This is a genomic window from Faecalibacterium prausnitzii (assembly GCF_003287405.1).
Classification (GTDB): domain Bacteria; phylum Bacillota; class Clostridia; order Oscillospirales; family Ruminococcaceae; genus Faecalibacterium; species Faecalibacterium intestinale.
Window position 1 is genome coordinate 20,072 of record NZ_PRLD01000015.1, and the last position, 26,828, is coordinate 46,899.

At 59.6% G+C, this 26,828-nt stretch carries 22 protein-coding genes and 1 pseudogene; 6 read left to right on the top strand and 17 right to left on the bottom strand.

Annotation, left to right across the window (positions count from 1 at the left end; translation table 11 throughout):
• Window positions 1–9: 9 nt before the first annotated feature.
• The 16 genes from C4N24_RS12710 to C4N24_RS12785 all read right to left on the bottom strand — a co-directional run bounded on the left by C4N24_RS12710 (window position 10) and on the right by C4N24_RS12785 (window position 18,721).
• Window positions 10–279 carry an HU family DNA-binding protein gene (locus C4N24_RS12710; RefSeq protein ID WP_055184818.1) on the bottom strand — a complete coding sequence of 90 codons (270 nt, stop codon included), beginning with the start codon at window positions 277–279 and terminating at the stop codon, window positions 10–12.
• Window positions 280–333: 54 nt separating this feature from the next.
• The gene (mazG, locus tag C4N24_RS12715; protein ID WP_112091715.1) at window positions 334–1,059 is read right to left on the bottom strand and encodes a nucleoside triphosphate pyrophosphohydrolase; all 726 of its coding nucleotides are present in this window, start codon (window positions 1,057–1,059) and stop codon (window positions 334–336) included.
• A gap of 164 nt (window positions 1,060–1,223) precedes the next feature.
• The gene (locus tag C4N24_RS12720; RefSeq protein ID WP_112091716.1) at window positions 1,224–1,646 is read right to left on the bottom strand and encodes a zinc ribbon domain-containing protein; all 423 of its coding nucleotides are present in this window, start codon (window positions 1,644–1,646) and stop codon (window positions 1,224–1,226) included.
• A 174-nt stretch (window positions 1,647–1,820) separates the two neighbouring features.
• Complete coding sequence (locus C4N24_RS12725) at window positions 1,821–2,756, bottom strand: uridine kinase family protein (RefSeq protein WP_097780022.1); 936 nt, start codon at window positions 2,754–2,756, stop codon at window positions 1,821–1,823.
• Window positions 2,722–4,191 (bottom strand): coproporphyrinogen dehydrogenase HemZ, encoded by a 1,470-nt coding sequence (gene hemZ, locus C4N24_RS12730; RefSeq protein WP_112091717.1) that lies wholly within the window; start codon window positions 4,189–4,191, stop codon window positions 2,722–2,724. Before hemZ ends, C4N24_RS12725 begins: the two co-directional genes overlap by 35 nt.
• A gap of 12 nt (window positions 4,192–4,203) precedes the next feature.
• Window positions 4,204–4,821, bottom strand: coding sequence for an MBL fold metallo-hydrolase (locus C4N24_RS12735; protein WP_112091718.1), 618 nt, complete (start codon window positions 4,819–4,821; stop codon window positions 4,204–4,206).
• A 2-nt stretch (window positions 4,822–4,823) separates the two neighbouring features.
• Window positions 4,824–5,285 carry a D-aminoacyl-tRNA deacylase gene (gene dtd / locus C4N24_RS12740; protein ID WP_097783793.1) on the bottom strand — a complete coding sequence of 154 codons (462 nt, stop codon included), beginning with the start codon at window positions 5,283–5,285 and terminating at the stop codon, window positions 4,824–4,826.
• Between the two features lie 4 nt (window positions 5,286–5,289).
• Window positions 5,290–7,632, bottom strand: coding sequence for a RelA/SpoT family protein (locus C4N24_RS12745; protein WP_112091719.1), 2,343 nt, complete (start codon window positions 7,630–7,632; stop codon window positions 5,290–5,292).
• On the bottom strand, window positions 7,633–9,765 hold the full coding sequence (gene recJ / locus C4N24_RS12750; protein WP_112091720.1) for a single-stranded-DNA-specific exonuclease RecJ: 2,133 nt from the start codon (window positions 9,763–9,765) through the stop codon (window positions 7,633–7,635). It lies immediately after the preceding gene.
• Window positions 9,762–11,144 (bottom strand): 5-bromo-4-chloroindolyl phosphate hydrolysis family protein, encoded by a 1,383-nt coding sequence (locus tag C4N24_RS12755; protein WP_112091721.1) that lies wholly within the window; start codon window positions 11,142–11,144, stop codon window positions 9,762–9,764. Before C4N24_RS12755 ends, recJ begins: the two co-directional genes overlap by 4 nt.
• Window positions 11,125–12,720: an NAD(P)/FAD-dependent oxidoreductase gene (locus C4N24_RS12760; RefSeq protein WP_112091722.1), complete on the bottom strand. Its 1,596-nt coding sequence runs from the start codon at window positions 12,718–12,720 to the stop codon at window positions 11,125–11,127. The genes C4N24_RS12755 and C4N24_RS12760 overlap by 20 nt, the downstream gene beginning before the upstream one ends.
• 21 nt (window positions 12,721–12,741) lie before the next feature.
• Complete coding sequence (locus tag C4N24_RS12765) at window positions 12,742–14,046, bottom strand: CdaR family protein (RefSeq protein ID WP_112091723.1); 1,305 nt, start codon at window positions 14,044–14,046, stop codon at window positions 12,742–12,744.
• Window positions 14,043–14,945 (bottom strand): diadenylate cyclase CdaA, encoded by a 903-nt coding sequence (gene cdaA / locus C4N24_RS12770; protein WP_112091724.1) that lies wholly within the window; start codon window positions 14,943–14,945, stop codon window positions 14,043–14,045. The genes C4N24_RS12765 and cdaA overlap by 4 nt, the downstream gene beginning before the upstream one ends.
• A gap of 16 nt (window positions 14,946–14,961) precedes the next feature.
• Window positions 14,962–16,128 carry a 2-C-methyl-D-erythritol 2,4-cyclodiphosphate synthase gene (ispF, locus tag C4N24_RS12775; RefSeq protein WP_112091725.1) on the bottom strand — a complete coding sequence of 389 codons (1,167 nt, stop codon included), beginning with the start codon at window positions 16,126–16,128 and terminating at the stop codon, window positions 14,962–14,964.
• 410 nt (window positions 16,129–16,538) lie between these two features.
• Entirely contained in the window at window positions 16,539–18,221 is a 1,683-nt protein-coding gene (locus tag C4N24_RS12780) for a phospho-sugar mutase (RefSeq protein WP_112091726.1), read from the bottom strand.
• A 125-nt stretch (window positions 18,222–18,346) separates the two neighbouring features.
• Window positions 18,347–18,721 carry a hypothetical protein gene (locus tag C4N24_RS12785; protein WP_112091727.1) on the bottom strand — a complete coding sequence of 125 codons (375 nt, stop codon included), beginning with the start codon at window positions 18,719–18,721 and terminating at the stop codon, window positions 18,347–18,349.
• A gap of 128 nt (window positions 18,722–18,849) precedes the next feature.
• On the opposite strand from C4N24_RS12785, the gene C4N24_RS12790 reads away from it, so the two are divergent.
• From C4N24_RS12790 to C4N24_RS12800, 3 genes are all read left to right on the top strand, one after another.
• Window positions 18,850–20,388 carry a YifB family Mg chelatase-like AAA ATPase gene (locus C4N24_RS12790; RefSeq protein ID WP_112091728.1) on the top strand — a complete coding sequence of 513 codons (1,539 nt, stop codon included), beginning with the start codon at window positions 18,850–18,852 and terminating at the stop codon, window positions 20,386–20,388.
• A gap of 144 nt (window positions 20,389–20,532) precedes the next feature.
• Complete coding sequence (locus C4N24_RS12795; protein ID WP_112091729.1) at window positions 20,533–21,003, top strand: GNAT family N-acetyltransferase; 471 nt, start codon at window positions 20,533–20,535, stop codon at window positions 21,001–21,003.
• The gene (locus tag C4N24_RS12800) at window positions 21,003–21,245 is read left to right on the top strand and encodes a GNAT family N-acetyltransferase (protein WP_431733136.1); all 243 of its coding nucleotides are present in this window, start codon (window positions 21,003–21,005) and stop codon (window positions 21,243–21,245) included. Before C4N24_RS12795 ends, C4N24_RS12800 begins: the two co-directional genes overlap by 1 nt.
• Here the strand turns inward: C4N24_RS12800 and C4N24_RS12805 are convergent.
• The gene (locus C4N24_RS12805) at window positions 21,226–21,513 is read right to left on the bottom strand and encodes a recombinase family protein (RefSeq protein WP_278320372.1); all 288 of its coding nucleotides are present in this window, start codon (window positions 21,511–21,513) and stop codon (window positions 21,226–21,228) included. The genes C4N24_RS12800 and C4N24_RS12805 overlap by 20 nt on opposite strands.
• Before the next feature lie 20 nt (window positions 21,514–21,533).
• On the opposite strand from C4N24_RS12805, the gene C4N24_RS12810 reads away from it, so the two are divergent.
• From C4N24_RS12810 to C4N24_RS12820, 3 genes and pseudogenes are all read left to right on the top strand, one after another.
• Entirely contained in the window at window positions 21,534–21,788 is a 255-nt protein-coding gene (locus C4N24_RS12810; protein WP_242983272.1) for a hypothetical protein, read from the top strand.
• 18 nt (window positions 21,789–21,806) lie between these two features.
• The gene (locus C4N24_RS12815; RefSeq protein ID WP_015537780.1) at window positions 21,807–21,950 is read left to right on the top strand and encodes a tyrosine-type recombinase/integrase; all 144 of its coding nucleotides are present in this window, start codon (window positions 21,807–21,809) and stop codon (window positions 21,948–21,950) included.
• Between the two features lie 523 nt (window positions 21,951–22,473).
• Window positions 22,474–26,828: pseudogene (locus C4N24_RS12820) on the top strand (SNF2-related protein); the annotation flags it as partial.

The window sequence follows — 26,828 nt, forward strand, 5'->3', positions numbered from 1 at the left end:
CAGAACCGATTACAGGGTGTCCTTCAGGGACTTGCCGGGCTTGAACACGATGCTGCGGGAAGCAGCGATGGTGATGGGCTCGCGGGTGCGGGGGTTGATGCCCTGACGCTCGGCGCGCTCGCGCACCTCAAAGGTGCCAAAGCCGGAGATGCTGATCTTTTCGCCCTCGGTCATGGCCTTGCCCAGTGCCTCAAAAACGGCGTTGACAGCCTGCTCGGCGCTCTTCTTGCTCATTTCGGTGTTTGCCGCAACCTGTGCGATCAAGTCGGTCTTGGTCATATTATTTGCCTCCATCTGATTTTGTCTTGAATTCTCTCGTTCTATCGGAGCAGGTCATTCGACCTGAGTACCGCGTTGTTCCTGTTCCAGACACTGCTGTGCAAAGCGCTTGGATGCAAAGGTCAGTGCTTCCTCTGCATCCACCCCCGCAAGCCGGGCGGCGTTTACCGCTGCAAACAGCAGCTGGCCTGCGGCTTCCTGCTTTGCGGCGGCGTCTGCCGTGGCAAAGTCCTGCACGGCGGCTTCCAGCCGGTGCTGTGCTGCGGCTGCATCCTGCTGCCCAAGGCCATGCCCGGCGGCACGCTTTTGCAGCTTTTGCGCCCGCATGAGCGCGGGCAGCGTAGCGGGCACGGTGGCCAGCTCGTCAGCAAGGGTGGTGCGCCCCTTTTCCTTATTTTTGAGCGCATCCCAGCCATTTATACCGGCGTTTTCCGCTGCGGAGGATGCAAAGATGTTGGGGTGCCGGAACACCAGCTTTTCGCAGACATTGCGGCACACATCCTCAAAGGTAAAGCGTCCCCGCTCTTCCTCTATGGCGGCGTGGAACACCACCTGCATCAGCACGTCTCCCAGCTCCTCCCGGAGCAGCACGGCGTCGTCTGCATCAATGGCTTCCAGCGCTTCGCAGGTCTCTTCCAGAAAATTTTTGCGGATGGAAGCATGGGTCTGCACCTTATCCCACGGACAGCCGTTTTCCGGGTCCCGCAGGATGCGGATCACCTGCAGCAGCTGCTCCGCTGTATAGGGCGGCTGTGGGGTCCAGTCCAGCACACGTTCCATCTCCTTTTGAAAAGATACTGTAAATTGTACCGCAGCTGCTGCGGTTTTTCAAGCAAAAAACCGCAATTTTCCAGCATTTTTCATGGTTTTCTGCGCTTTTCACAAAAACAGGACGGCATCCTGCGGGGGATACCGCCCTGTTGCAGTTTTTTCCTGTTTTCAGCTTACAGCTGTGCGCCGCACTTATTGCAGAACAGCGCATCGTCCGAGACGGGCGCGCCGCACTGCGGGCAGGTCTTGCGGGCAGGCTGGGCGGGCTGTTCCGGGGCAGCTTCTTCCTCCTCCACGGGAGCTTCGTAGTCCACCTCGGCGGCTTCTGCCGGGGTCAGGGTAGCCTTCAGGCGGGTGATCTCCTGCTCGATGGTATCGATCATCTCGATGTATTTATCCACCAGCGGCTGGTTCTCCTCCTTGCCCTTGGCAAGGCTGTACACCAGTGCACCCAGCTGACGCTGTGCCTTGAGCAGCTTGCCCTGTTCGTTGACCAGCAGCGCCTGCGTCTTGCCCTTTTCAGCCAGATCCATGGCAGCGTTCTTGCCCTTTTCGGCATATTCCAAACCCATTGCTTTGATCTTGTTAAAATCCATAAAAGACACCTCTCTTATTCTGGCAGTATATTCTCTGCAGATGGCGGCGCATCCTGCGCCATACCGGAGTCGTATCCTCATTATAGCGCAGCGTTATGGCAATTGCAACGAATGCACCGCAATTTTTACAGTTTGGTGCTGGTTTGGAAACAAATTTTACGCATTTTTCACCGGTTAGGTGCGGCTGCCGTAGAACTCGCACAGCATACTGTCGGCGGGCAGCAGCTCCAGCGGCAGCGGGTCCACCTGCTCAAAGCGGCGGGCGGTCTCGTCCCATAGCTCGGCGTTGTGGCCTTCCAGCGTGAACTGACGGCGCACCTCGCCCAGCAGCCGGGAGATCAGTCCCAGCTCGTAGGTAAAGGAAGTGTCCAGCAAAAAGTCTGCGGTGGTCTTGAAGCCCTTGATATACCGCGTTTCGCCGTCCAGCACCCTGTCCCACATGGAAAGGGTCTTGGCGGGGCTGCGGCCGCGGGCTGCGGCGTCCCGCAGGGTGCGGCGGCACAGGCGGATATCCTGCGTATTGATGACCCGGCGCCCGTCGATGCAGTATTCCTCCCGCAGACCGGCGTAGATGCGGTAGATCTGGTCGTCCGGCACAAGGCCGGTCAGCTCCGGGTTCAGAGCATGGATGCCCTCAACGATGCACACACCGCCCTGCAGATCGATGGGCTCCACCTCGGCAGAGCGCTGCTCGGTGGCAAAATCGTAAATGGGCAGCTCGGTCTTGCCGGTCTCGCTGAGCTGGCGCAGGCACTGCTTGATAAGGGGCAGATCCAGCGTTTCAAGGTTTTCGTAGTCCAGCGTGCCGTCCGGCATTTTGGGGTAGTAGGCAGCGCCTTTAAAAAAGTTGTCCAGACTGACCACCTGTGCCGGGGTGCCCTGCTGCACCAGCGCCTTTGCCAGACAGTGGGCGCTGGTGGTCTTGCCGCTGGCCGAAGGGCCGGTCAGCATAACGATCTTTGCCCCGGAGCCGCGCACCTTCTGGGCGGCATACTGCACCCGCCGGGCGTAGCTGTTCTCGCTCAGCTGTGCCAGCGCCTGCGGGCTGCGGGCTGCTACGTTATAAAGATCTATTTCAACCAGTCGTTTCGGTACCCAGATCGTGATCATAAAACTCAGCCACTCCTTTTTTCCGTTCCAGTACCTCCGCAAAGCGCTGGATATACTCGTTCGGATACTTAAAATTGAAGATGCGCTGCATCCGTTTGCCCCCATCGGCCACCAGTTTGGTGCTGCCGCCTGCACCCGCCGAGAGGATGGTCTGGACTTCCTCCATGATATAGATATTATAGTAACCTTCGTGACCCGGCTTGCACCAGCCCACGTTTTCCAGATTCTGCAGCGTATTCTTCTGCCGGTAGAGGTAATAGGGGCGGTAGCCCGCTTCGGCCAGCAAATGGCATTTTTCCAGCATAGCGGCTACGTCTGCGTAGTCGTTCTCCTTCTGGTCCTCAATGACGATGCGGGACGCCCGCTTGAGGGTAAGGGTGTGGACGGTGATATTCTCCGGCTGCAAGGCAATGGCCTGCCGCAGGCTGTGCTCAAAGCCCTCCACCGTATCCCCGGGCAGACCGGCGATGAGGTCCATGTTGATATCCTCGTGCCCGGCGCGGCGGGCATCGGCATAGCAATCCAGAATATCCTGTGCCGAGTGCTTACGGCCAATGTTCGCCAGCACCGCGTCCGAGAAGGTCTGGGGGTTGATGGAGATGCGGGTAGCGCCGTATTCCTTGATGACCGCCAGCTTTTCAGCGTCGGTGCAGTCCGGGCGGCCGGCTTCCACAGTATATTCTACGACCTTGGTCAGGTCAAAATTCTCCCGCACGGTGCCCATGAGCTGCCGCAGCTGGGCGGCAGAAAGGCTGGTGGGCGTGCCGCCGCCGATGTAGATGCTGCACAAGGTCAGCCCGGCACGCTCGGCCTGCACCCGGATCTCTGCAACCTCTTTGCACAGGCAGTCCACATAGGGCTGCACCAGCTTGCGGTCGCGGTCCAGATTGCAGCTGACAAAGCTGCAATAGCTGCACCGGGAGGGGCAGAACGGGATGCCGATATACAGGCTGTAGGTCTTGGGGGCGTTGCCCAGCCGCAGGATCGGCTCCTGCAGGTCGGCAATTTCCTTCGCCATTTCGTATTTTTGCTCCGAGCAATCGAACCGCTGCAAAAAGAAGCGGTCGATCTGTTCTGCGCTCCACCCGGCGGCGCGCTTGTCGTGGATAAGCCGCACCGGGCGCACACCGGTCATCTTGCCCCAAGGCGGGCGGATGCCCGTCCACTGGCGCAGCAGGTCATAGGTCAGGCTGGCAAGGGCAAACTCCGGCGTTTCGCCGCCCTGCTCCACCGGCAGCGGCAGCGGGGCTTCCAGCGTTTTGCTCTTTTCTCCCTGCCGCACCAGCACCCGCAGACCGGTATCGGTCTTTTCAGCCCACAGACAGTCCTCGGCAGGCTCCGGCGGGGTCAGGGTCAGGGGTGCCATGGGGTAAAACAGGCGGGCAAGGTGTTCCACCTCGTACCCGGAGGGCAGCCCAGTGATATAGATCTTCATGTCGTTCTCTCTTTAAAAAATGTCGTTGCCGCCGCGCAGGGCGCTGCGGATATAGTAGTTGTCGTCCAGCTCCGCGCCAAAGGTGGAAAACTCGCCGTGGCCGGGCAGCACCTGTGTTTCGCGGGGGATGGGCAGCTGTGCCAGCTTGCGCAGGCTGTCTGCCATCTGTGCGCTGCTGCCGCCCTCAAGGTCGGTGCGGCCGATGCTGCCCGCAAACAGCGTATCACCGCAGAACAGATGCTCGCCGCACAGCAGCACCACGCTGCCGGGGGTGTGGCCGGGGGTGTGCCACGCGGTAAAGCGCAGCTCGTCCACCGCGATCTGCTCCCCTTCCGTGTAGCCGCAGTCCGCAGCGGAAAGCGGGTACATCCTGTCTCCGGCAAGGTCTGCTTTTTCACAGTAGAGGGCGGCGTTCCACTCTGCTTTCAGGGCGGCGGCGCTGCCCACATGGTCGTAGTGGCCGTGGGTGCACAGGATGGTGGTAAGGGTGGCGTTGTGCTGCTTTAAAATTTCGTCGTAGCTGTGCACCTCTGCCGCCGGGTCGATGACCACGGCATGGCCTGCATCGGAGATGAGCAGAAAGGTGTTGGTATACAGCGGCGGTGCCGCAGGAATGTGAAAACCTTGCATGGTTACTCCTTCTTTTTCCACTCGTCGGTATCAATGATGATGGTGCAGGGGCCTTCGTTCACCAGCGACACCTGCATATGGGCACCGAACTCGCCGTGCTGCACGTCCTTCAGGCCGTGCTTCGCCATCTCGGCAAGGAACAGCTCGTAGGCATCCACCGAGAGCGGCGGCTTTGCAGCCTTGATAAAGCTGGGACGGTAGCCCTTTCTGGTATCGCCGTAAAGGGTGAACTGGCTGACCACCAGCGCGGAATAGCCCAGATCCCGGGCGCTCAGGTTCAGCTTGCCCTCGGCATCCGGGAAAATGCGCAGACCCGCGCATTTATCGGCAAGTTTGGGCACGATGTCCAGCGTGTCGGTGTCCCTGACCCCCAGCAGGATCATGATGCCCGGCCCGATGGCGCGGGGCTCGCCGCCTTCCACCCGCACACTGGCGGAGGATACGGCCTGAATGACTGCTCGCATTGCGTTAACTCCTTGTCACCTTGAGCACGTCCCGCACCTTGGAAAGGCGCGCCACCACACGGTTGAGGTGCTCGGTATTGTTGATGCCGATGGTCAGGCTGACCACGGCGCAGTTGTTTTCTACCTGACGGGCGTTCATGGCATAGATGGGCACCCGGATATCCGCCAGTGCGCTGAGCACGTCCTGCAGCAGTTCGTTGCGGTTCAGGGCAATGATCTCCAGCCCGGCCTTGTAGCTGTCCTTGACGCTGTCTGCCCAGTAGGCCTTGACCCAGCGGGGGGCGTTGGATGGATCCTTCATGCTGGCAACGGCGTTGGCACAGGTCTGCTTGTGGATGGAAACACCAAAGCCACGGGTGATAAAGCCCACGATGGGGTCGCCGGGCAGCGGGCTGCAGCACTTGGCAAACTTGATGGGGGTGTTATCAAAGCCCTCCACCACCACGCCGTCGGTGGCGTGCACGCGGCTCAGGTCTACCTTGGGCAGATCCTCCACCGACTTATTCTCCTCGGCTTCGGCTGCCTTGAGCTTCTGCCACTCTTCCTTGAGCTTGGGCAGGCAGTTGGCAATGGTCATGCCGCCGTAGCCGATGGCGGCGTACAGCTCCTCGGCGTTGTTCTGGCGCATCCGGCGGGAGCAGCCGTCGATAAAGGCATCCAGCTGGTCGTCCGGGATGAGGATCATCTCCCGGCGCAGTTCCTTGGACAAGGCGTCCCGTCCCTGCTGGATATTCTCTTCCCGGCGCATCTTCTTGAACCAGTTGCGGATCTTGCTCTTGGCTTCGCTGGTGCGCACGATCTTGAGCCAGTCGCGGCTGGGGCCTTTATCTGCCGGGCCCAGCAGCACCTCAATGATCTCGCCGGTAGCCACCACATGGTCGATGGGCACCATGCGGTTGTTCACCTTGCAGCCCACCATGCGGTTGCCCACCGCCGAATGGATGGCGTAGGCAAAGTCGATGCAGGTAGCGCCGGTGGGCAGGTTGATGACATCGCCCTTGGGGGTAAAGGCGAACACCTCCTCCGGCAGAAGGTCGCTCTTCAGGTCATGGAGCAGATTGCCGGAATCCTCGCTCAGGCGCTGGTTCTCCAGCAGCTGGCTGACCCATGCCAGACGGTCGTCCAGCTTATCGTGGCCTTCGCGGCCTTCCTTGTACTTCCAGTGGGCGGCAACGCCGTACTCGGCCTGCTCGTCCATTTTGCGGGTGCGGATCTGCACCTCAAAGGGGATGCCCTCGTGCCCGATGACGGTAGTGTGCAGGCTCTGGTAGCCGTTGGGCTTGGGGGTGGAGATATAATCCTTAAAGCGGTTGGGCAGCGGATGGTACATATCGTGGATGAGGCCAAGGGTGCTGTAGCACTCGGCCAGAGAATCCAGAATGACTCGTACCGCGTAGATATCGTAGATCTCGTCAAAGGACTTGTTCTGCATGATGGTCTTGCGGTAGATGCCGTAGATGCTCTTGACCCGGCGCTTGATGGTGGCACCCTCGATGCCGCTTTCCACCAGACGGCGCTCGATGACGCCGGACACCTTGATCAAAAACTCCTCACCGGAGCGCTCGCTGAGCATTCGGCTGATCTCGGAATAGCCCACAGGGTCCAGATAATGCAGGCTGCGGTCCTCCAGCTCTTCCTTGACGTTCAAAATGCCAAGGCGGTTGGCGATGGGGGCGTACACCTCCATGGTTTCGCGAGCCTTATCGCGGCGCTTCTGCTCCGGCCATGCATCGCCGGTGCGCATATTGTGCAGCCGGTCGCACAGCTTGATGATCATCACACGCACGTCCCGGCTCATAGCCAGCAGCATCTTGCGCAGGTTCTCGGCCTGCAATTCTTCAATATTGGAGAACTGGATCTTGGTCAGCTTGGTCACACCGTCCACCAGCAGCGCCACTTCCTCGCCAAAGGCGGCTTTCAGGTCGTCCAGCGTGGTGTGGGTATCTTCCACTACGTCATGCAGCAGGGCGGCGGCAATGCTCTCGGAGTCCATGCCCAGATCCAGCACCAGCCGGGCGACTGCCAGCGGGTGGCAGATATAGGGCTCGCCGCTGCGGCGGCACACGCCGTTATGGGCGTTATTGGCCAGCTCGTAGGCCTTTTGGATCATCTCCATATTGTAAGCCTTGCCGCTGGCCTGAATGGCCTCGCACAGCTTTTCCCATGTTACGATCTCCGGGCGCACCTCAGAGGGCAGCGCCCCCTCCGGTGCGTCTGCCAGCAGCGCCGTAGCAGCTACGGTGGCGGTCTCCTGCACCGGCTGGTGCAGATGGGTCTTGGCAGAGTAGCCGTCCTCGTCCCGTACCGGAGCCGGGACCGGGGCAGTATTTTTCTTTCCCTCAGGCATTTATAGTTCCTCCAGACATTTCAGGATGGGGGCATCGCCAAGGTTCTTTTTGCCTGCTGTCGGCACCAGCTCCCAGAACTTTGCCCCGCCTTTTTCCGCTGCGGTGATCAGCCCCACCTGCTCCAAAGCGGCAACTGCCACCAGCGTTTTGCCGGTCTGCTCCTCGCCCAGCTTTGCGCACAGGGGCTGCAGATCCTCGGCGTGCCAGCGGCGGGACTGCAATTCCCGGTACACGGCAATGATATCCGTGCGTGCGGGGGCGATCTGTTTCTTTTGTTCATCGGTCAGGGGGGTGCCCCGGCGCAGTGCCTGCACCAGTGCAGCCTGCCGCGCCAGCTCTGCGCCCAGCCCTGCCGGGTGCAGGTCGATGATGCGGCCGGAAAGCTGCGCGCCCCGGGCGGACTCGTAGACCGAAAGGTTCAGCGCTGCGTCCACCACATCGCCCAGCGCATAGGGCAGCTGCTCGGCGGGCATCCCGAACCAGACGGCGTACAGGCAGCTATTGCCCTGCCGCAGCCGCAGACGGCTGTGCCGCCCCTCCGATACCGGGTATACGCCGTCCACCACGGCGCTTTGCAGCAGGAACACCGGGGTGGGGTTCTCCGCCCCGTAGGGTGCCAGCTGGTCCAGATGCCGCACGCATTCCACCGTGATACGATCCAGATGGATGGCTACATCACAGGTAAGCGGCGGGGTGTGCAGCACCGGGCACTCCCGGGCAGCCCACTCGTTCAGGCGGCGGCGCAGCTGGGGCAAATTTTCTTCCCGGACGGAAAGTCCCGCCGCCATGGCGTGACCGCCGTAGCGCACCAGAAGGTCGGCACAGGAGCCGATGCAGGCGTGCAGGTTGAAGCCCTGCACACTGCGCCCGCTGCCCTTGCCCTCGCCGTGCTCGTCGATGGTGACCACGATGACCGGGCGTCCGGTGCGTTCCACCAGCCGGGACGCCACGATGCCGATGACGCCGGGATGCCAGTCCCGTCCCCACAGCAGCATGATGCGGTCGTCCAGCCGCTCGGGCTGCTGTTCCAGCAGCTCTTCGGCAGCTTTGAAGATCTGCTGCTCGGTCTCCTGCCGGTGGGCATTGATCTCGTTCAGTTTGTGCGCCAGTTCCTCGGCTCTGTCCGGGTCCTCACAGAGCACCAGCTGCAAAGCGGTAACGGCGTTATCCATGCGGCCTGCCGCGTTGATGCGGGGCGCGATGGCGTAGCTGATGTTCTCGGCGGTGATGGGCTTGCCCGCAAGGCCGACTTCCTCTAAAAGTGCCCCAAAGCCGGGGCGGTCGGTCTGCTGCAGCTGCCGCAGCCCGGCTTTGACTAGAGTGCGGTTCTCCCCTACCAGCGGCATCACGTCCGCCACCGTGCCCACAGCGGCAAGGTCGCCGCAGTAATCCAGCATTTCCTCCGGCGGGCAGCCGTCCAACGCGGCGCAAAGCTTGAAGGCCACGCCCGCGCCGCACAGACCCTTGAAGGGGCTGTGGTCGTCCTCCCGGCGGGGGTCCACCACGGCCACCGCCTTGGGCAGAGTCTCCGGCGGCAGATGGTGGTCGGTAATGATCAGATCCATGCCCAGCGAGGCGGCAAACTCGGCTTCCTCCACGGCAGAGATGCCGTTATCCACCGTCACGATGAGGGTGCAGCCCTTGTTGTGCATGGACTGGATGGCGTTTTTAGAAAGGCCGTAGCCGTCCCCCTCGCGGCTGGGCAGCATACACTTGACAGTTGCGCCCATGCCCTTGAGGTGCTGGTACAGCAGGGCGGTGGCGGTCACGCCGTCCACATCGTAATCGCCAAAAACCGCGATGGTCTCGCCGTTGTCGATGGCCTGCCAGATGCGCTGACAGGCGGCGTCCATATCGGTCAGCAGGGCGGGGTCGGAAAGCTCCTCCTCCCCTGCCAGCAAGGTCAGCGCTTCGGCGGGGTCGGTGATGCCCCGGGCGGCAAGGATGCCCGCCAGCAGGGCGTTTTCCTTTTGCTGCGCAGCCAGCACGGCCTTATATTTTTCGTCTGACCACGGCGCTTCGTCCATGGCCTGCTCTTCCAGCTGTGCCGCTGCCTGCTCGGCAATGGCGGCGGTCAGTTCCCGCACAGCGGTGCGGTCCAGCGGTTTTTGTTCCCAAGCGCGGTAGGTCATTCAAATTCCCTCCCGGTCAGGCCGTCGTTGGCCAGCATTCCCTGCAAAGCGGCGATCTCGGAAGAAATATCCATGGCTACGTCCGAAAGCAGATTGTTATACAGGTTCTCATACGCCTGATTCAAGGTATGCAGGATGCCTGCGATATCCCGGCGGATGGTCTCGGCGTTTTCGCCCTGCTGCCCCTGCACATCGTTATAGGTGTGCAGCAGCTTGAGGGTAGTGGGGATATAATATTCCGCAAAGCGGCGGGTCTTGGGCTGGCTTTCCGGGTGTGCTTCCAGCCAGTCGCAGATGGCGGTAGTGGTCTTGTGCATCGCCACCAGCTCTTCCCGTGCCTGTGCGTCCTGCATGAGCTGCTGCTCTTTTTCCAGCACGGCAGCAAAGCGGCGGGCGGTGTCGAGATTGAGCGGAGCATCGCCGGTTTCTGCCTTTTCCGGCTGCGGCTGCGGCGGCACGGCGGCAGCGGCAGCTTTCTCCTTGGCGGCGCGGTAGTCCTCTGCCGTCAGGTAGAGCGTCTCGGTCTCATCGTCCAGCCATGCGTTCAGCCAGCCCTTATGGATGTAGCTGCGCAGCTTTTTCAGCGCTTTTTTCTTGGTCTGGTGGGTCTGGTCTGCCAGCATCGAAACAGGCAGGCCCTTATGGTAGTCCACGCTGTCGGCGTAGTCGGCAAACTGGCCCATCTGTCTGCCCGCCTTCATCCGGGCTGCACCACAGGCCGTCATCCAGCCAAAGCCCGCCGTGGCAAGGCCCAGCACGCTGCTGACGATGCCCAGCACGTTGTAGGCGGTGTTCATAACGTAGTCCGTGCCCGTCATCAGGATGCCGCCGCCCTCAGTAGCCGACACCACAACGTCACCCAAAGCAGCCGGCGAAATAGTGCCCAGCCCGATGAGACAGCCCAGCGTCCCCAGCCCGAAGATCACCGCAAAGGTGATGCCCACAGCCAGCAGGGTGCAGCCTGCGCTATGGCGTTTTTTTGCGCTGATACGGATACTTTCCACCGGGGTCGGCTCCGGCTTTGCAAAGATCTGCCGGAACCAGCCGGGCATCCCGGCGGGGTCGGCATCCGCAGCACCTTCGTCAGAGGGCTGCTTTGCGTCCCCATAGGGATAACCTCTGCGCCCCTGCCGGAAAGCTTTTGCGGCCTCCCCGATGCCGTAGTTGGCTGCATGAACAGCTGCCTTGCCCACATCCCACGCCCGGTCACCGATGTCCATGCCCCTGCCCTCAAAGCCGTGGGCAAAGGCATCGGTCATGGTATCGCCAAAGGCGCGCAGCTGATCTTCCAGCTCCTGCTGCACCTGCCGGCCTTCGTTATTTCGGTTATCGTTTTCACGATCGTACATCAAAATTTTCTCACCCTTCTGCCGGTGCATACCGGCTGATGATGGCACGTGCTACCCGCAGGCCATCTACGGCAGCGCTCATAATGCCGCCCGCATATCCCGCACCCTCGCCGCAGGGGTAAAGCCCTGCCAGCTGGGTGCACACAAGATCCTCTTCCCGCTTGAGCCGCACCGGGCTGCTGGTGCGGGTCTCAAGGCCGGTGAGGATGGCGTCCGGCGCGGTGTAGCCCGCGATCTTGCGCTCGTAGGCGCGCAGACCCGCCCGCAGGGTGTCCGCCAATTCCCCGGGCAGCAGTGCGCCCAGGTCTGCGGCAGTCACGCCGCGGTCGTAGGTGGGCTGCACGCTGCCGATGCGCAGCTGCCCGCGCCCTTCCAGAAAGCTTTGCACGTTCTCTGCCGGGGCGGCGTAAGCCCCGGCGGCACGGCCGGCGGCGTAGGCTTTTGCTTCCAGCTCCCGCTGAAAAGCGATGGCGCGGCGGGGGTCATTGGCAAAATCTGCCCCGCCTACGCTGACCACCACCGCCGCGTTGGCGTTTTTGCCGCTGCGGGCATGGTAGCTCATGCCGTTGGTCACAACACGCTCTTCCTCACTGGCGGAAGCCACCACCTGACCGCCGGGGCACATACAGAAGGTGTACACGCACCGGTCGCCAACGTGCTGGGAGAGCTGGTACTCGCCCCGGGGCAGCGCCGGATGCCCGGCGGCTTCGTGGTACAGGCTTTTTTCGATCTCGGTTTGCAGGTGCTCGGCGCGGAAACCCACGCTGAAAGGCTTGCACTCCAGCACAAGGCCGCTGTCCATCAGCATACTGAAGGTATCCCGTGCCGAGTGTCCCACTGCAAACACCAGCGTCTCACAGGCAAAGCTGCCATTTGTAGTAGTGATGCCCACAAGCCGGCCGTTTTTGCGCTCCAGCCCGGTAAGGGCGGTGTTGAAGTGCACCTCGCCGCCCAGAGACTCGATCTCCTTGCGGATGGAGGTGATGACGCCGCGCAGCAGGTCGGTGCCCATATGGGGCTTTTGCTTCCACGCGATCTCTGCCGGGGCACCGTGCTGCAAAAACACCTCGGTGACAAAATCACACAGTTCATCCCCGATGCGGGTGGTCAGCTTGCCATCCGAGAAAGTGCCCGCGCCGCCCTCGCCGAACTGGATGTTGGCGTTGGGGTCCAGCTGACCGGTGGCGGAAAAGTGCTCCACCGCCTGCACACGGGCATCCAGCGCGGGGCCGCGTTCCAGCACGATGGGGCGGTAGCCCTGCCGTGCCAGCAGCAGAGCGGCAAACAGCCCCGCCGGGCCCAGTCCGCACACCACAGGGCGGTGCGCAAGCGGCTGGGTGCCCGCGTGCAGGGTAAAGTCTGCCCGGCGGTGCAGGGCGGCGTCCGGGCAGCGCGCCGCAAGGGCGGCTTCCTCCCCGGGCTGCCTGAGGGTGACCGCCACGGTATACACCAGCTTGGGCTGGCCGTGGCGGGCATCCACCGAAAGCTTTGCCACGCCGATGTGCTCTACCTTGCTGCGGGGCACCCGCAGGGTGTGCAGCGCCTTTTCAAATGCCTGCGGCTCTCCTGCAGAGAGGGGCAGACGGATGTTGCGAACCAGAATCATTTGTTGTGTTATCCTTTTACTTTAGTTGCTTTCAATGCGGCACTGCAGCACATAGCTGCCCAGTGCAAAGATCTTGCCGTTGGAGGGCACATACAGCCGGCAGGCAATGTTCTGCTGGCCGGTAGCCACGGCAAAGTCCTCGGCATCGATCTCAATGACCACCTGCTCGGGGGTCAAGGTCTCCATAGCGCCCTTGGGGCCGCAGAGGATCACGTTCATCAGCCGCTCGGTCTCCACCGTCAGCTGATAGGTAGCGGGCAGGTTGATCACCTGCACACAGCTGGCGGGCAGGTTCATGGTCTTGGTCTCCAGCCCGGAGCAGTCAAAGCTGATCGTGATGGTGGAGATATTGTCCAGCAGATAGATATCTGTCGGCAGCTCAATGGGCATCTCGTACACCTTGTTCAGGCTGAAGGTGGAAAGGTCGATGGTGCCGATGGACAAGGTGGACAGCGCATCGATCTTTTCTGCCGGGCCTGCCACCTTGAGCTGCTTGCAGCTGAGGGCGTAGCTCAGCACCGAGTTATCGAACCCGCGCGGCGCGTTGATAAAGTTCACCTTCACCGGCAGGGTCGCCATCTTGTACACCTGCAGCGTCACGTCCACGCTGCTTTCTTCCAGCGTGGTGTACTGGAACTTGATCTCCTTGCCGCCGCTGGTGTAGAAGCGCAGGGGGGTGTCCAGCGTGACCGACTCGGTCAGCTCGCTGCTGTAAGACGCTTCGGCGGTGCAGGTAGCCACCTTGCTCAGCTCGCTGCTGGGGCCGGACAGGGTAACAGTCTCCTTGGAGACCTCGGTGCTGTAAAGGATATAGCCATCCGCAATGCGCAGATAGTTGGTGGTAACGGTAACGGGCAGGGTCTTTTCCTCCACCACGTCAAACACCACGTCCACCGTGTTGTCGCTGCCCTCCATGGTCACGGTCACGCCGTTGAGCAGACCGTTTGCACCGCGCACCAGCAGCCGCAGGGTCTTTTCGCCGCTGTCGCGCACGCTGGACCAATCCGGGTAGACCACAAAATCCGAGGCGCTGAGCCCGCCGATGGTGTAGCCATCGCCGGAGAGCTTCAGGTTCACTGTCTTATCCTCGGCGCTGACGATGCTCAGGCCCCGGGAAGTATAGGCAGCGGAATCGTAGGTGTAATCCACCGGCACATTGTAAATGGTGTTGGTGGTGCCGGGCTGGACGATGATAGTGACCACCATCCATGCAACGATGGCGCCCAGCACGGACAGCGCCAGCCGGATGCGGCGGTCATCCAGAAGATTCTTCTTTTTGCGGACGGCAGGCTTTGCGCCGTTCGTCTTGTTCGGCTGGTTGCTCATTGCTGCTCGTCCTCCCCTTTCTGGCTGATCCAGGTCCACAGCTTCTTCGCCTGCTCTGCCCAGCTGTCGGCGGTGTTCTTTTCCACCGTGGACTCCTTGGGGATCATCTCGTCGATCAGGCGGGTATATAGGCTCTGGCGGTCAAAATGACGGATCAGCACACCATTTTTTGCCATAGAGATGATGCCGGTCTCCTCGCTGACCACGATGGCAATGGCGTCGGAGTTTTCCGCAATGCCAAGGCAGGCGCGGTGGCGGGTGCCCATATCCTTGCCCAGATCCAGATTGTTGGAAAGGGGCAGCACACAGCCCGCCGCCTTGATGCGGCCGTTTTCGATGATGGCAGCGCCGTCATGCAGCGGGGTGCCCTCGTAGAAGATGGTGCCCAGCACCTCCAGATTGACCGCGCTGTTCACCGGGGTGCCGGTGCGCACGATCTCGGAAAGGTTGGTATGGCGTTCCAGCACGATAAGTGCACCGGTCTTGGTCTCGGAAAAGCGCTCGGCGGCATCGCAGATGGCAATGATGGCGCTGCGCCACGCGCCCTTCAGGCTGGGGTCGTTGTAGCGCCCTTTTACGTTGAACAGCTTGGACGCCCACTGATCGGTCTGACCCATGCGCTCCAGCGCGCGGCGGATCTCCGGCTGGAACAGCACCACAAGGGTGAGCAGACCGACCTGCAGCAGCGAGTTGAGCAGCCATGTAACGGTACGCATATTCAGGGTATTTGCCACCAGATATACGACCATGACCAGCAGCGCACCCTTGGCCAGCTGCCCGGCGCGGGTGCGGTTGATAATGCCCAGCAGCTGGTAGATCAGAAACGCGATGATGATGATATCCAGCAGATCGACAATTTTAAAGGTCTGAAAATTGGCGATGATCGCATTCAGTGTCATGAGAGTGTGTGCCCCCTTACACTGCTTCGATCAGGGCAACAGCGTGGGCGGCAATGCCCAGTCCCTCGCCGGTAAAGCCCAGATGCTCCTCCGTGGTGGCCTTTACGCTTACCGCTTCCACCGGCAGGCCGAAAGCCGCCGCCAGATTGGCGCGCATGGCCGGGATATGGGGTGCAAGCTTGGGGCGCTGGCACAGCAGGGTGGCGTCGATGTTCTCAATGCGCCAGCCGTGCTCCTTGAGGATCTGTGCCACGCGGCAGGCCAGCTTCAGGCTGTCGGCACCGGCGTACTCCGGGTCATTGTCCGGGAAATGCTGGCCGATATCCCCCAGCGCCGCTGCGCCCAGCACGGCATCCATCACCGCATGGGTCAGCACGTCTGCGTCCGAATGGCCCAGCAGACCCTTTTCAAAGGGGATCTCCACCCCGCCAAGGATCAGCTTGCGCTGCTCTACCAAACGATGTACATCATAGCCGTGTCCAATACGCATTTCCGTTTCCTTTCTTTGTGCCGGGCGGGGCAGATCCTCCCGGGTGGTGATCTTCAGGTTTGCATAGTCGCCCTGCGTCAGCTGCACCGGGCGTCCGGTCAGCTCAAACAGGCTGCAATCATCGGTAACAAGGCGGGCGCGGGTCTCGTCCAGCTCCGCCAGTGCCGCAAGATACGCTGCACGGTCAAAGCACTGGGGGGTCTGCACCGCATACAAGGTGCTGCGGTCCGGGGTCGTCTGCACCGCGCAGTCCGGGGGCACAGTCTTGCCATCGCCCCGGGCAGCGGCCTTGATGGTATCCTTCACCGGCACCGCCGGGGCTGCTGCGCCGCACCGGGCAGCGGCTTCCAGCGCCGCCGTAATGACCGCCGCGCTCACAAAGGGGCGGGCGGCATCGTGCACCGCCACCAGTTCTCCGTGCGCTGCCAGCACACCGTTTTTTGCGCTCTCGGCGCGGGTAGCCCCGCCCGCTACGATCTGCACAGGCTTTGGGCAGTCCGCCGCCTGCTGCGCCACAAAATCCCGGTTTTTGCCCGCCACCAGCACAAGCTCGGTGACCTGCGGGCACTGGGCAAAGGCGCGGATGCTGCGGTGCAGCACCGTTTCGCCCCCCAGATCAAAACTGAGCTTATCAAAGCCCATGCGGGTCGAGGAGCCCGCCGCCACCAATACTGCCGATACAGTTTTTTCCATCTCTTCCACCTACCCTGCTGCTGTGCCGCGCTGCGCGCCCACAGCTGCTTATAATAAACCATGTTTTATTATAGCGTATCACAGCGCAAACTTCAACCGATTTTACACAGCAAAAGTGCATCTGTGCTGTAGTAAGACTACCCCCGCTCCGTGGGAAGATGTCACCGCAGGTGACAAAAGGGGGAATCTGGCGCGTCAGCGCCTGAGGTGGTATTAGGGGTAGCAGGCTAACCCCTTCCGTCTGCTCACTGCGTTCGCAGCCACCTTCCCCAAGGGGACGGCTTTTCGCGGTGGCGGTAAACTTTGCAGCATCTCCATAAGGCTTTTACCATGCTCAACGCTCTGCGGAGCACAAAAAAGGGCTGCTGCACAAAAACGTGCAGCAGCCCCGCGGATGCTTTGGGATAGTTTTACTTCAGGATGGGCTCGATGGCAGCAGCCAGAGCGTCCTTCTGTGCCTGTGCTTCCGCCAGATCCTTGCCCAGCGTGGTGAAGTAGGTCTTGATCTTCGGCTCGGTGCCGGAGGGACGCACCACCACGGTAGCGCCGTTTTCCAGCGTGTAGATCAGCACGTTGGCAGCGGGCAGGCCGGTCTCTTCCGGCTTCTTGTAATCGGTCACCTTGACCACCTTATGGCCGGCCAGCTCCACAGGGGGCTGGTCACGCAGCTTCTGCATGATGGAAGCCATCTTCTCCATGCCGGTCAGGCCGGGGAACTCGAAGCTGTCCACCTTGTTCAGGTAGCGGCCGTACTGAGCGTAGATCTCTTCCAGACGCTGCTTGATGGAGGAACCGATGCTGCGGTAGTAAGCGGCCATCTCGCAGATGAGCATGGAGCCGATGACGGCGTCCTTATCGCGGACGTAGGGGCCAGCCAGATAGCCGTAGCTCTCCTCAAAGCCGAAGATGAAGCGATCGACCTCACCGGCAGCTTCGAGGTTTGCGATCTGGTCGCCGATCCACTTAAAGCCGGTCAGCACATTGCGCATCTCCACGCCGTAGTGCTTTGCCACAGCGTCTGCCAGCGGGGTGGACACGATGGACTTGACTGCCACGGGGTCCTTGGGCATGGTGCCCTTCTCGATGCGGCCAGCGCAGATGTAGTCCAGCAGCAGAACGCCCATCTCGTTGCCGGAAACCAGCTCATAGCTGCCGTCCGGGCACTTCATGGCAATGCCCACGCGGTCGGCGTCGGGGTCGGTAGCCAGCATCAGGTCGGCACCAGTCTTGGTGGCCAGCTCCAGACCCAGCTTCAGCGCCTCGAAGATCTCGGGGTTGGGGTAGGAGCAGGTGGTAAAGTAGCCGTTGGGGTACTCCTGCTCGGGCACGATGGTGATATCGGTGATGCCCATATCGTTGAGCACATGGGTCACGGGCACAAGGCCGGAGCCGTTCAGCGGGCTGTACACCAGCTTCAGGCCGGCAGTCTTGCACAGACCCGGGCGCACCTGACGTGCTTCGATGGCATCATACAGCGCCTTTTTGCAGTCGTCGCCCACAAAGCGGATCATGCCGTTCTCCACGCCCTCGGCAAAGGAGATGTACTTTGCACCGGTGAGCACATCGGTCTTCTGGATCTCGTCATAGACGATGGCGGCGGCGTCATCGGTCATCTGGCAGCCGTCCGGACCGTAGGCCTTGTAGCCGTTGTACTTGGCAGGGTTGTGGGAAGCGGTGACCATGATACCGGCGTTGCAGTTATAGTAACGGGTAGCAAAGCTCAGGGCAGGCACGGGCATCAGGGCATCATAGATGCGCACCTTGATGCCGTTGGCTGCCAGAACGCCAGCGGCGGTCTTGGCAAAGACATCGCTCTTCAGGCGGCTGTCGTAGCTGATGGCCACGGTCTGGGTACCGCCCTGGGTCAGCACCCAGTTTGCCAGACCCTGCGTTGCCTGACGGACAACGTAGATGTTCATGCGGTTGGTGCCGGCACCCAGCACGCCGCGCAGACCTGCGGTGCCAAACTTCAGCGCCACAGCAAAGCGATCCTTGATCTCATCGTCATTGCCTTCGACCTTTGCCAGTTCCGGCTTCAGGTCTGCATCCTCCAGATCCGCTGCCAGCCAGCGCTTATATTCATCCAGATACATCTTGTACACCTTACCTTTGTTTAAAATCTTTTTCCCCGGATCGAAATGGTTTGTATAAACCTACTTATACTATAAACTCTTGCTCCGCTTATGTCAATTGCGTAAAATGGCCGAAGTTTGTGCCCTTAAAACCGACAAATACCACAAAAAACCGGTTCTTCCGCTATGTTCATTGCGTTTTTTGATGTATCCAGCAGCTGGTAGGGCTGGTGCACATCCTCCAGCACCTCCAGCCACTGCTCCGGCCCCACGCCGTTTTCGCACAGGTAGCGCAGCAGCCGCATTATCCGGCCAAAGCTGTCTGCCGGAGCAAGTACCGTGCTGCTGCGCACCCTGCCGCCCTGCTCCCGGCGCAGCTGTGCCAGCACCCCCTGTGGGGTGGAAGCGGCACAGTATACCAGCGTGCAGGCGTGCTGCAGCCCCTCCAGCTCTGAATAGGTACGGATATAACGGCAGCATTCCCCATTTGTCATGATCTCTCGTTCTCCTTTCTGCTGCATTGACAACTTTCCTGTGCTTTACTATAATGATTTCAAACAGAAAAAACTGTCGAAGCATAGTAGATATATCCATTATTTTCCACTTTTGGCATTTTTGACAAACCATGCGCCATGCAGGGAGGGACACCATGTATTCTGTGACCAACAGCTTTGGCCTGAACGGACTGCGCGGCTTTGCCGTTGCGGTGGAAGCCGATGTTTCCGGCGGGCTGCCCGCGTTTTCCATCGTCGGTCTGCCGGACTCTGCCGTGCGGGAAAGCGCCGACCGGGTGCGCGCTGCCATCAAAAACCTTGGCTTCCGCTTCCCCGACCGGCGCATCACCATCAACCTTGCTCCTGCCGATGTGCGCAAGACCGGCCCGGTGTACGATCTGCCGCTGCTTTTGGCGCTGCTGACCGCCAGCGGACAGCTGGAAGAAGTGCCTGCCGACGCCGCCTTTCTGGGCGAGCTTGCGCTGGACGGCAGTCTGCGTCCGGTGTCCGGCGTGCTGCCCATGGCGCTTGCCGCTGCCGAGTACGGCATCCGGGCGCTGTACGTCCCGGCAGAGAACGCCGCCGAAGCAGCCGAAGCCTGCGCCGACACCATGACCGTCTACCCTGCCCACACCGCCCGGGAGGTGGTGGAAGCGCTGAAGGGCACCCGTCCCCTCTCCCCTGCCGCCGCCATCCCCTTTGACCCGGAGGACGCATGGCAGCAGGTGCCGGATTTTGCGGACGTGATGGGACAGTCGCTGGCGCGGCGCGCCATGGTCATTGCAGCCGCAGGCGGGCACAACGTGCTTTTGACGGGCGCACCCGGCACCGGCAAATCCATGCTGGCAAAGCGCCTGCCGGGCATCCTGCCGCCCCTGACCCGGGAGGAAGCAGTGGAGACGACCAAGATCTACTCCATCGCCGGGCAGCTGCCGCAGGGGCGCGGACTGATCTCTGCCCGTCCCTTCCGCAGCCCGCACCACTCGGCAAGCGCTGCCGCCCTTGCCGGCGGCGGGGCGCAGTTCCGCCCGGGCGAGTGCAGTCTTGCCAACTGCGGGGTGCTGTTTTTGGACGAACTGCCGGAGTTTTCCCGCGAGAGCTTGGAGGTGCTGCGCCAGCCGCTGGAGGATGGGCAGATCACCGTGAGCCGCGCCGCCGGAAGCGCCACCTACCCCAGCCGCTTCCAGCTGGTAGCCGCCATGAACCCCTGCAAATGCGGCTATTACGGCCACCCCACCCGCGCCTGCACCTGCTCGCCCAGCGCGGTGCGGCAGTACCGCAGCCGGGTGTCCGGCCCGCTTTTGGACCGCATCGACCTGTGCGTGGAGATGGACCCCATCGCCTTTGACGAGCTGCACGCCGCCGCACCCTCCGAGAGCAGCGCGGAGCTGCGCAAACAGGTGCTTGCTGCCCGCGCCATTCAGGCCAAGCGCTACGCAGCGCCGGGCTTTAAGGGGGTGCACTGCAACGCCCAGCTGAACGCCGGGCAGGTGCGGCGCATCTGCCGCATGACCCCCGGTGCCGAGCAGCTGCTGCGCAGCTCCTACGATGCACTGGGGCTTTCTGCCCGGGCGCACGACCGCATTTTGCGGGTAGCCCGCACCGTGGCCGACCTTGCCGGTAAGACCCTGCTGGACGAGGACTCCCTGCTGGAAGCGCTGCAGTACCGGGCGCAGGAAAAATTGGACGGATAATACAGCACATCAAAAACGCGAGTGGCTGAAACGGTCACTCGCGTTTTTGTTTGCTATCGGGAGGTGCATTTTCTCTTTTCAGGTGCCGCCCGGTGTGGTATACTGGAAATGCAAAAGCCAGAAAATGGAAGGGGCAAAGTACAAATGAACATTCGTAAAGCCGAGGAAAAAGACATTCCCAGACTGCTTGCGCTGCTGGGGCAGGTGCTGCAGATCCACGCAGAGATACGCCCGGATATTTTTATTCCCGGCACCACAAAATACACCGTCTGTGAACTGGCAGCGCTTTTGAAGCAGGAGGATAAGCCCATCTACGTTGCCGTGAACGAGGAGGATGTGTGCATGGGCTATGCCTTCTGTCAGCTGAAGGAGCAGCCTTTTTCCACCAACATGGTGCCCTTCAAGTCGCTGTTCATTGATGACCTTTGCGTTGACAAGCAGACGCGCGGACAGCACATCGGGGAAAGTCTGTTTGACTATGTAAAGCAGCAGGCAAAAGCACTGGGCTGCTACGAGGTGACCCTGAACGTCTGGGCGGGAAACACTTCGGCAGAGCACTTTTACGAAAAAATGGGCATGAAGACCAAGGAGCGGCAGATGGAGTATATTCTGTAATTCGGGCGAGCGCGCCTTATTTCGGATGTCCAAGTGGGAAAATAGGGTTACTGTCCAGTCTGTTTACTGCGCCAAGCTATAGAAGAAAAGGCATCGCAAGAGAATTGCTTTCCCGGGTGATAAATGATGCAAAAGAATACGGATGCGGAGTTATCCAAATAACAGCATCCGATATGAGAATAAAGCTGTACTCCAATTTTGGGTTTGTTCACAATGGCAATTTTATGCAATATAAGTTATAAGATCGCACGGCACCATACGCTTCTGCACCCGGTCAAACAGTTTTTTGGGAACGATAGCTGGAATCGCTTCCGGCACAATGATATCCCTGAAAGACAATTCGCCAATGTACCGGCGGTTCTTCAGCATGGTATTCACGCTGCTGTGGGTCATTTTGCCGCCCAGCATATTGCGGACTCCCTTGTCGTTGAGAAAGTTTACGATCTCCACCATGCCCCAAGCGGCGAAATATCCGTAGCATCTCCAAGTTTTCGACTTTTCACGTTTTATCGAAAATTTAGAGGTTACACATGGGCTTTAATTATGGTTTGGAAAAGAAAAACTTTGACCGTCAGTGGGTTATCATGCGCAAGCAGTATGAGGACGCTGGCATGAGCATTGAAGTGATTCAGGCAATGTATGAGTATGACTGGTCTGTTTTCAATGCTGCACGTTCTTACCAGAACCACACACAGGAAATCGCTGCCCCGTCCTTTGAGCAGGGCGGAGAATCCTACTCGTCCCTTATGAACAAGTATCAAGAAGCTATTCCCGAAACAACTTGACATCAGGAAGGAGGCAATATGCAGGCATTGGGCGTGGATATTCAGACCATCCAGAGCATCGTAGGCCATGCCGATACCGAAATGACTGAGCATTATCTCCATGTTCAGGAATCCATTCGGCAGAGTGCGATCCAGTTGTTCAGCGAGGCGTTTTCGGCCTGAAAATTGGACGGAACGGCACGAATTATCGTGAGCCATCTTTTCAAAGCGTTGGCATCAACGCTGGCTCGCATATCGCAGCAGATGCTGTTGCGTCCAGAAAAGCCCACTTGCCCCTGCGATCGACCAGATAAAATCGCCCGCATTGTGGTCAAAATTGTGGTCAAAACCAAATAAGGCCAGCCTATAAGCAAAAAAATCCAACGATTTCTAACGTGAAATCGTTGGATTTTATGGTCCGAGTGGCGAGAATCGAACTCACGGCCTCTTGATTCCCATTCAAGTTAATGTGGATTTGGTGGGATACCAAGTGGACCGGTATCTGGGTGAAGTGCTGATCGACGAGCGGCAGTACGAAAGTCTGGAAGATCTGACCGAAACTGAACTGGAAGCTCTGGATTTCTCGGAATTGGTCAGTGTCACGGATGAAGAACTGGAACACTACCACAGCAAGGCGGAGGAACGCCCGGCATTGCTGCCGCTGGATGCCGCCACCGAGTACAATGCCTTGAAGGAGCAGCACCCGGATGCGCTGGTGGGCTTTGAGCAGAACGGACAGTTTGAGTTTTACGCAGATGACGCGCAAAAAGTCAGTGAACTTCTGGGCGGCAAACTTCTGGAAAAAGAAACAGCACTGGGCACCGTCCCGGTCATCGGCTTTCCCCGCGACCAGTGGGCGCACCGTGCCAAGCAGCTGTGGCAGTGCGGCGAGAACGTCTATCTTGCCGGGCTAAATGAGGACGGCACTCATCACCAGACGAAGTATCTGCGCCGGGAAGATTATCTGCCGCTGGGAGCCACCGTCCACATGGAGGGGCGAGCCTTCCGGGTGGATAACGTCAACTTCGATAAGGACAGCGTGACCCTGCAGGATGTGGCACTGGCAGAAATGCGGATGCCGATTTTCCGGGAAGAACCACTGGCGGTTGTCCGGGAATTGTACGAACAGGAACAGGACGAGCCGCAACTCTCTGACGGGGAACTGGATGCGTTGCCTATCTCTGCCGTGGTGGATGGAAAAGTTCAGACTTTCCCGGATGCTGCTGCCTTGGATAAAGCCCTGAATGCTGAACCTGCGCCGGAACCTGCCGGGAACTTCCACATCACGGACGACCATCTGGGCGAGGGCGGCGCAAAACAGAAATATGCCCGGAACATTGAAGCCATCCGCACCTTGTTCAAGCTGGAACAGGAGCATCGTGGTGCCACCGCCGAGGAGCAGCAGGTGCTTTCGCAATATGTGGGCTGGGGCGGTCTGGCAGATGCCTTTGACCCCGGCAAGGACAGTTGGGCAAAGGAACACGCCGAACTGAAAGGACTGCTTTCCGAGGACGAATACGCCGCTGCCCGTTCCAGCACCCTGAACGCCCACTACACCTCCCCGGTGGTGATTCGCTCTATTTATGATGCGGTCGAGAAGATGGGCTTCCAGTCTGGCAACATTTTGGAGCCGTCCATGGGCGTGGGCAACTTTTTTGGTATGTTACCAGATTCTATGCAGAACAGCCGACTGTACGGCGTGGAACTGGACAGCATCACCGGGCGTATTGCGAAAAAACTGTACCCGCAGGCTGACATTACCGTAGCCGGTTTTGAGACCACCGACCGACGTGATTTCTACGATTTAGCGGTGGGCAATGTTCCCTTTGGTCAGTACAAGGTCAACGATAAGGCGTACAACAAGCTGGGATTTAGTATCCACAATTATTTCTTTGCGAAAGCCATCGACCAAGTGCGACCGGGCGGCGTGGTGGCGTTCGTCACCAGCCGCTACACCATGGACAGCAAGGACAGCACCGCCCGCAAGCACATGGCAGAACGTGCCGATCTACTGGGGGCTATCCGTCTGCCGAATAATGCGTTCCGTGCCAACGCTGGCACAGATGTTGTCAGTGATATTATCTTTTTGCAGAAGCGTGACCGCCCCATCGACCATGAGCCGGACTGGGTGCAGCTTGGAAAAACGGAAGACGGCTTTGCCATCAACCAGTATTTTGTAGACCACCCGGAGATGGTGCTGGGCGAGATGACCACCGAAAGCACCCAGTACGGACGAGAGGAATTGACCGTTGCGCCCCTTGAGGGCACAAACCTTGCAGACCAGCTTGCCGAGGCGGTGAAGCACATCGAGGGGCAGTACACCGCCGCCGAGGTGGACGCTCCCGACATTGCCGAGGAAGAAGCCACCCGGCGCACCCTGCCTGCCGACCCGGAGGTCAAGAACTTCTCCTACACCGTGGTGGACAGTGAAGTGTTCTACCGGGAAAATTCCGTGATGACGCAGGTAGAACTGTCCGACACCGCCAAGGGGCGCGTCACCGGCATGGTGGAGCTGCGGCAGATCGTCAACGACCTGATTCAGCAGCAGTTGGAGGATTACCCCGATGCCGATATTAAGGCGACACAGGCAAAGTTGAACACCGCCTACGATGCCTTTACCGCAAAGTACGGTCTGCTGAATGACCGGAAAAACGGCAGGCTGTTTGAAGATGACAGCTCCTACTACCTGCTTTGCTCTCTGGAAAATCTGGATGAACAGGGACAGCTGAAATCAAAGGCAGACATGTTCACTCAGCGCACCATTCGCCCGGAGCGCACCGTCACCAGCGTGGATACGCCAAGTGAAGCGTTGGCGGTGTCTATTGGTGAGCATGGCAAAGTGGACTTGCCCTATATGGCAGAACTGCTGGGCACTCCCGGTGAGTACGGGCGCATTACCACCGAACTTTCCGGTGTGATCTTCAAAGACCCTGCCGCCGACCCCACCGACCCGGAAGCAGGCTGGCAGATGGCAGACGAGTACCTGTCCGGCGATGTCCGGGCAAAGCTGCGGATGGCACAGTTCGCCGCTGAGACAAACCCGGAGTTTGCCGTCAATGTTACAGCATTGGAAAAGGCGCAGCCCAGAGAACTGGAAGCATCTGAAATTGATGTATGGCTGGGTGCTACTTGGCTGGACCCGGACATTATCCAGAAGTTTATGACCGAGACGTTCCAGATTCCCTACTATCTGCGCCATGCAGTCAAGGTGAGATATTCTCCTTATACCGCAGAATGGCGTGTGGAGGGCAAGACTGCCACCGGCAGAGGGGATATTATCTCCTCCGAAACCTACGGCACCAGCCGTGCCAATGCCTATAAGATTCTGGAGGAGACCCTGAACCTGAAAGATGTCCGCATCTACGACACCATCGAGGATGCCGAGGGCAAGCCGAAACGTGTGCTGAACAAGCGGGAGACCATGCTGGCGCAGCAGAAGCAACAGGTCATCAAGGATGCTTTCGCCAACTGGGTCTGGCAAGACCCCCAGCGGCGCATTGCGCTGGTGAAACAGTACAATGAGTTGTTCAACAGCACCAGACCCCGTGAGTATGACGGTTCCCACATTCACTTTGTTGGCATGAACCCGGAAATCACCCTCCGGGAGCACCAACGCAACGCCATCGCTCATGTGCTTTATGGCGGTAATACGCTGCTTGCACACGAAGTTGGTGCCGGAAAAACTTACGAAATGGCGGCATCAGCTATGGAAGCAAAGCGGCTGGGGCTGTGCCAGAAAAGCCTTTTTGTCGTGCCCAATCACCTGACAGAGCAATGGGCATCGGAGTTTTTGAACCTCTACCCTAACGCCAAACTTTTGGTGGCACGGCGCAAGGACTTTGAGACCGCCAACCGCAAAAAATTCTGCGCCCGCATCGCCACCGGCGACTACGATGCGGTCATCATCGGGCACAGTCAGTTTGAGCGCATTCCGCTGTCCTTTGAGCGGCAGGAGCGTATCATTCAGGAGCAAATTTATGAAACGCTTGCCGCCATCAATGAGCTGAAAGTCCACGCAGGCGAGAATTTCTCCATCAAGCAGATGGAAAAGACCCGGAAAACGCTGGAAACCAAGCTGGAAAAACTGCGCTCCGATGAGCGAAAGGATGATGTAGTTACCTTCGAGCAGTTGGGCGTTGACCGCCTGTTTGTGGACGAGTCACATGCGTTCAAAAATTTGTTCCTCACGACAAAAATGCGTAATGTCGCAGGATTATCCACCAGCGAAGCCCAGAAATCCAGCGATATGTTCGGCAAGTGTCGCTATCTGGATGAGATCACCGGCGGGCGGGGCGTGGTGTTCGCCACGGGCACGCCCGTGAGCAATTCCATGACCGAGTTGTACACGGTCATGCGGTACTTGCAATACAGCACCTTGCAGCAGAAAAAGCTGACCCACTTCGACTGCTGGGCATCCACCTTTGGCGAGACCACCACCGCCATCGAGCTTGCACCGGAAGGTACAGGCTATCGGGCGAGAACGAGATTTGCCAAGTTCTTCAACCTCCCGGAATTGATGTCCATGTTCAAGGAGGTTGCGGACATTAAAACCTCTGACCAGCTTCATTTGCCGGTTCCCGAAGCGAAGTTTGAAACAGTGGTGGCAAAGCCGTCCGAAATTCAAAAGGAAATGGTGCAGGAACTGAGCAAACGTGCCGCAGATATCCACTCCGGCATCGTGGATGCGTCCGTGGACAATATGCTTTGCGTCACCAACGATGGGCGTAAGATCGGCTTGGATGTTCGCCTGATGAACCCCATGCTGCCGGACGACCCCAACAGCAAGCTGAACGTATGCGTTCAGAACGTGCTGAAGATCTGGGAGGAAGGCAAAGACCAGAAGTTGACCCAGCTTTTATTCTGCGACCTCTCGACACCGAAAAACGATGGCAATTTCAACGTCTACGATGACATTCGCAAAAAGCTGGTTGCTGCCGGTGTGCCGGAAAACGAAATCGAGTTTATCCACAACGCCGACACCGAAGCGAAAAAGGCGGCATTGTTCTCCAAAGTGCGCTCTGGCGATGTGCGAGTTTTGCTCGGAAGCACTGCAAAAATGGG

Excerpts from the sequence above, each read along its gene's own strand:
- C4N24_RS12710 (WP_055184818.1), bottom strand. The coding sequence starts at position 279 with ATGACCAAGACCGACTTGATCGCACAGGTTGCGGCAAACACCGAAATG.
- mazG (WP_112091715.1), bottom strand. The coding sequence starts at position 1,059 with ATGGAACGTGTGCTGGACTGGACCCCACAGCCGCCCTATACAGCGGAG.
- C4N24_RS12720 (WP_112091716.1), bottom strand. The coding sequence starts at position 1,646 with ATGGATTTTAACAAGATCAAAGCAATGGGTTTGGAATATGCCGAAAAG.
- C4N24_RS12725 (WP_097780022.1), bottom strand. The coding sequence starts at position 2,756 with ATGATCACGATCTGGGTACCGAAACGACTGGTTGAAATAGATCTTTAT.
- hemZ (WP_112091717.1), bottom strand. The coding sequence starts at position 4,191 with ATGAAGATCTATATCACTGGGCTGCCCTCCGGGTACGAGGTGGAACAC.
- C4N24_RS12735 (WP_112091718.1), bottom strand. The coding sequence starts at position 4,821 with ATGCAAGGTTTTCACATTCCTGCGGCACCGCCGCTGTATACCAACACC.
- dtd (WP_097783793.1), bottom strand. The coding sequence starts at position 5,285 with ATGCGAGCAGTCATTCAGGCCGTATCCTCCGCCAGTGTGCGGGTGGAA.
- C4N24_RS12745 (WP_112091719.1), bottom strand. The coding sequence starts at position 7,632 with ATGCCTGAGGGAAAGAAAAATACTGCCCCGGTCCCGGCTCCGGTACGG.
- recJ (WP_112091720.1), bottom strand. The coding sequence starts at position 9,765 with ATGACCTACCGCGCTTGGGAACAAAAACCGCTGGACCGCACCGCTGTG.
- C4N24_RS12755 (WP_112091721.1), bottom strand. The coding sequence starts at position 11,144 with ATGCACCGGCAGAAGGGTGAGAAAATTTTGATGTACGATCGTGAAAAC.
- C4N24_RS12760 (WP_112091722.1), bottom strand. The coding sequence starts at position 12,720 with ATGATTCTGGTTCGCAACATCCGTCTGCCCCTCTCTGCAGGAGAGCCG.
- C4N24_RS12765 (WP_112091723.1), bottom strand. The coding sequence starts at position 14,046 with ATGAGCAACCAGCCGAACAAGACGAACGGCGCAAAGCCTGCCGTCCGC.
- cdaA (WP_112091724.1), bottom strand. The coding sequence starts at position 14,945 with ATGACACTGAATGCGATCATCGCCAATTTTCAGACCTTTAAAATTGTC.
- ispF (WP_112091725.1), bottom strand. The coding sequence starts at position 16,128 with ATGGAAAAAACTGTATCGGCAGTATTGGTGGCGGCGGGCTCCTCGACC.
- C4N24_RS12780 (WP_112091726.1), bottom strand. The coding sequence starts at position 18,221 with ATGTATCTGGATGAATATAAGCGCTGGCTGGCAGCGGATCTGGAGGAT.
- C4N24_RS12785 (WP_112091727.1), bottom strand. The coding sequence starts at position 18,721 with ATGCAGCAGAAAGGAGAACGAGAGATCATGACAAATGGGGAATGCTGC.
- C4N24_RS12790 (WP_112091728.1), top strand. The coding sequence starts at position 18,850 with ATGTATTCTGTGACCAACAGCTTTGGCCTGAACGGACTGCGCGGCTTT.
- C4N24_RS12795 (WP_112091729.1), top strand. The coding sequence starts at position 20,533 with ATGAACATTCGTAAAGCCGAGGAAAAAGACATTCCCAGACTGCTTGCG.
- C4N24_RS12810 (WP_242983272.1), top strand. The coding sequence starts at position 21,534 with ATGGGCTTTAATTATGGTTTGGAAAAGAAAAACTTTGACCGTCAGTGG.
- C4N24_RS12815 (WP_015537780.1), top strand. The coding sequence starts at position 21,807 with ATGCAGGCATTGGGCGTGGATATTCAGACCATCCAGAGCATCGTAGGC.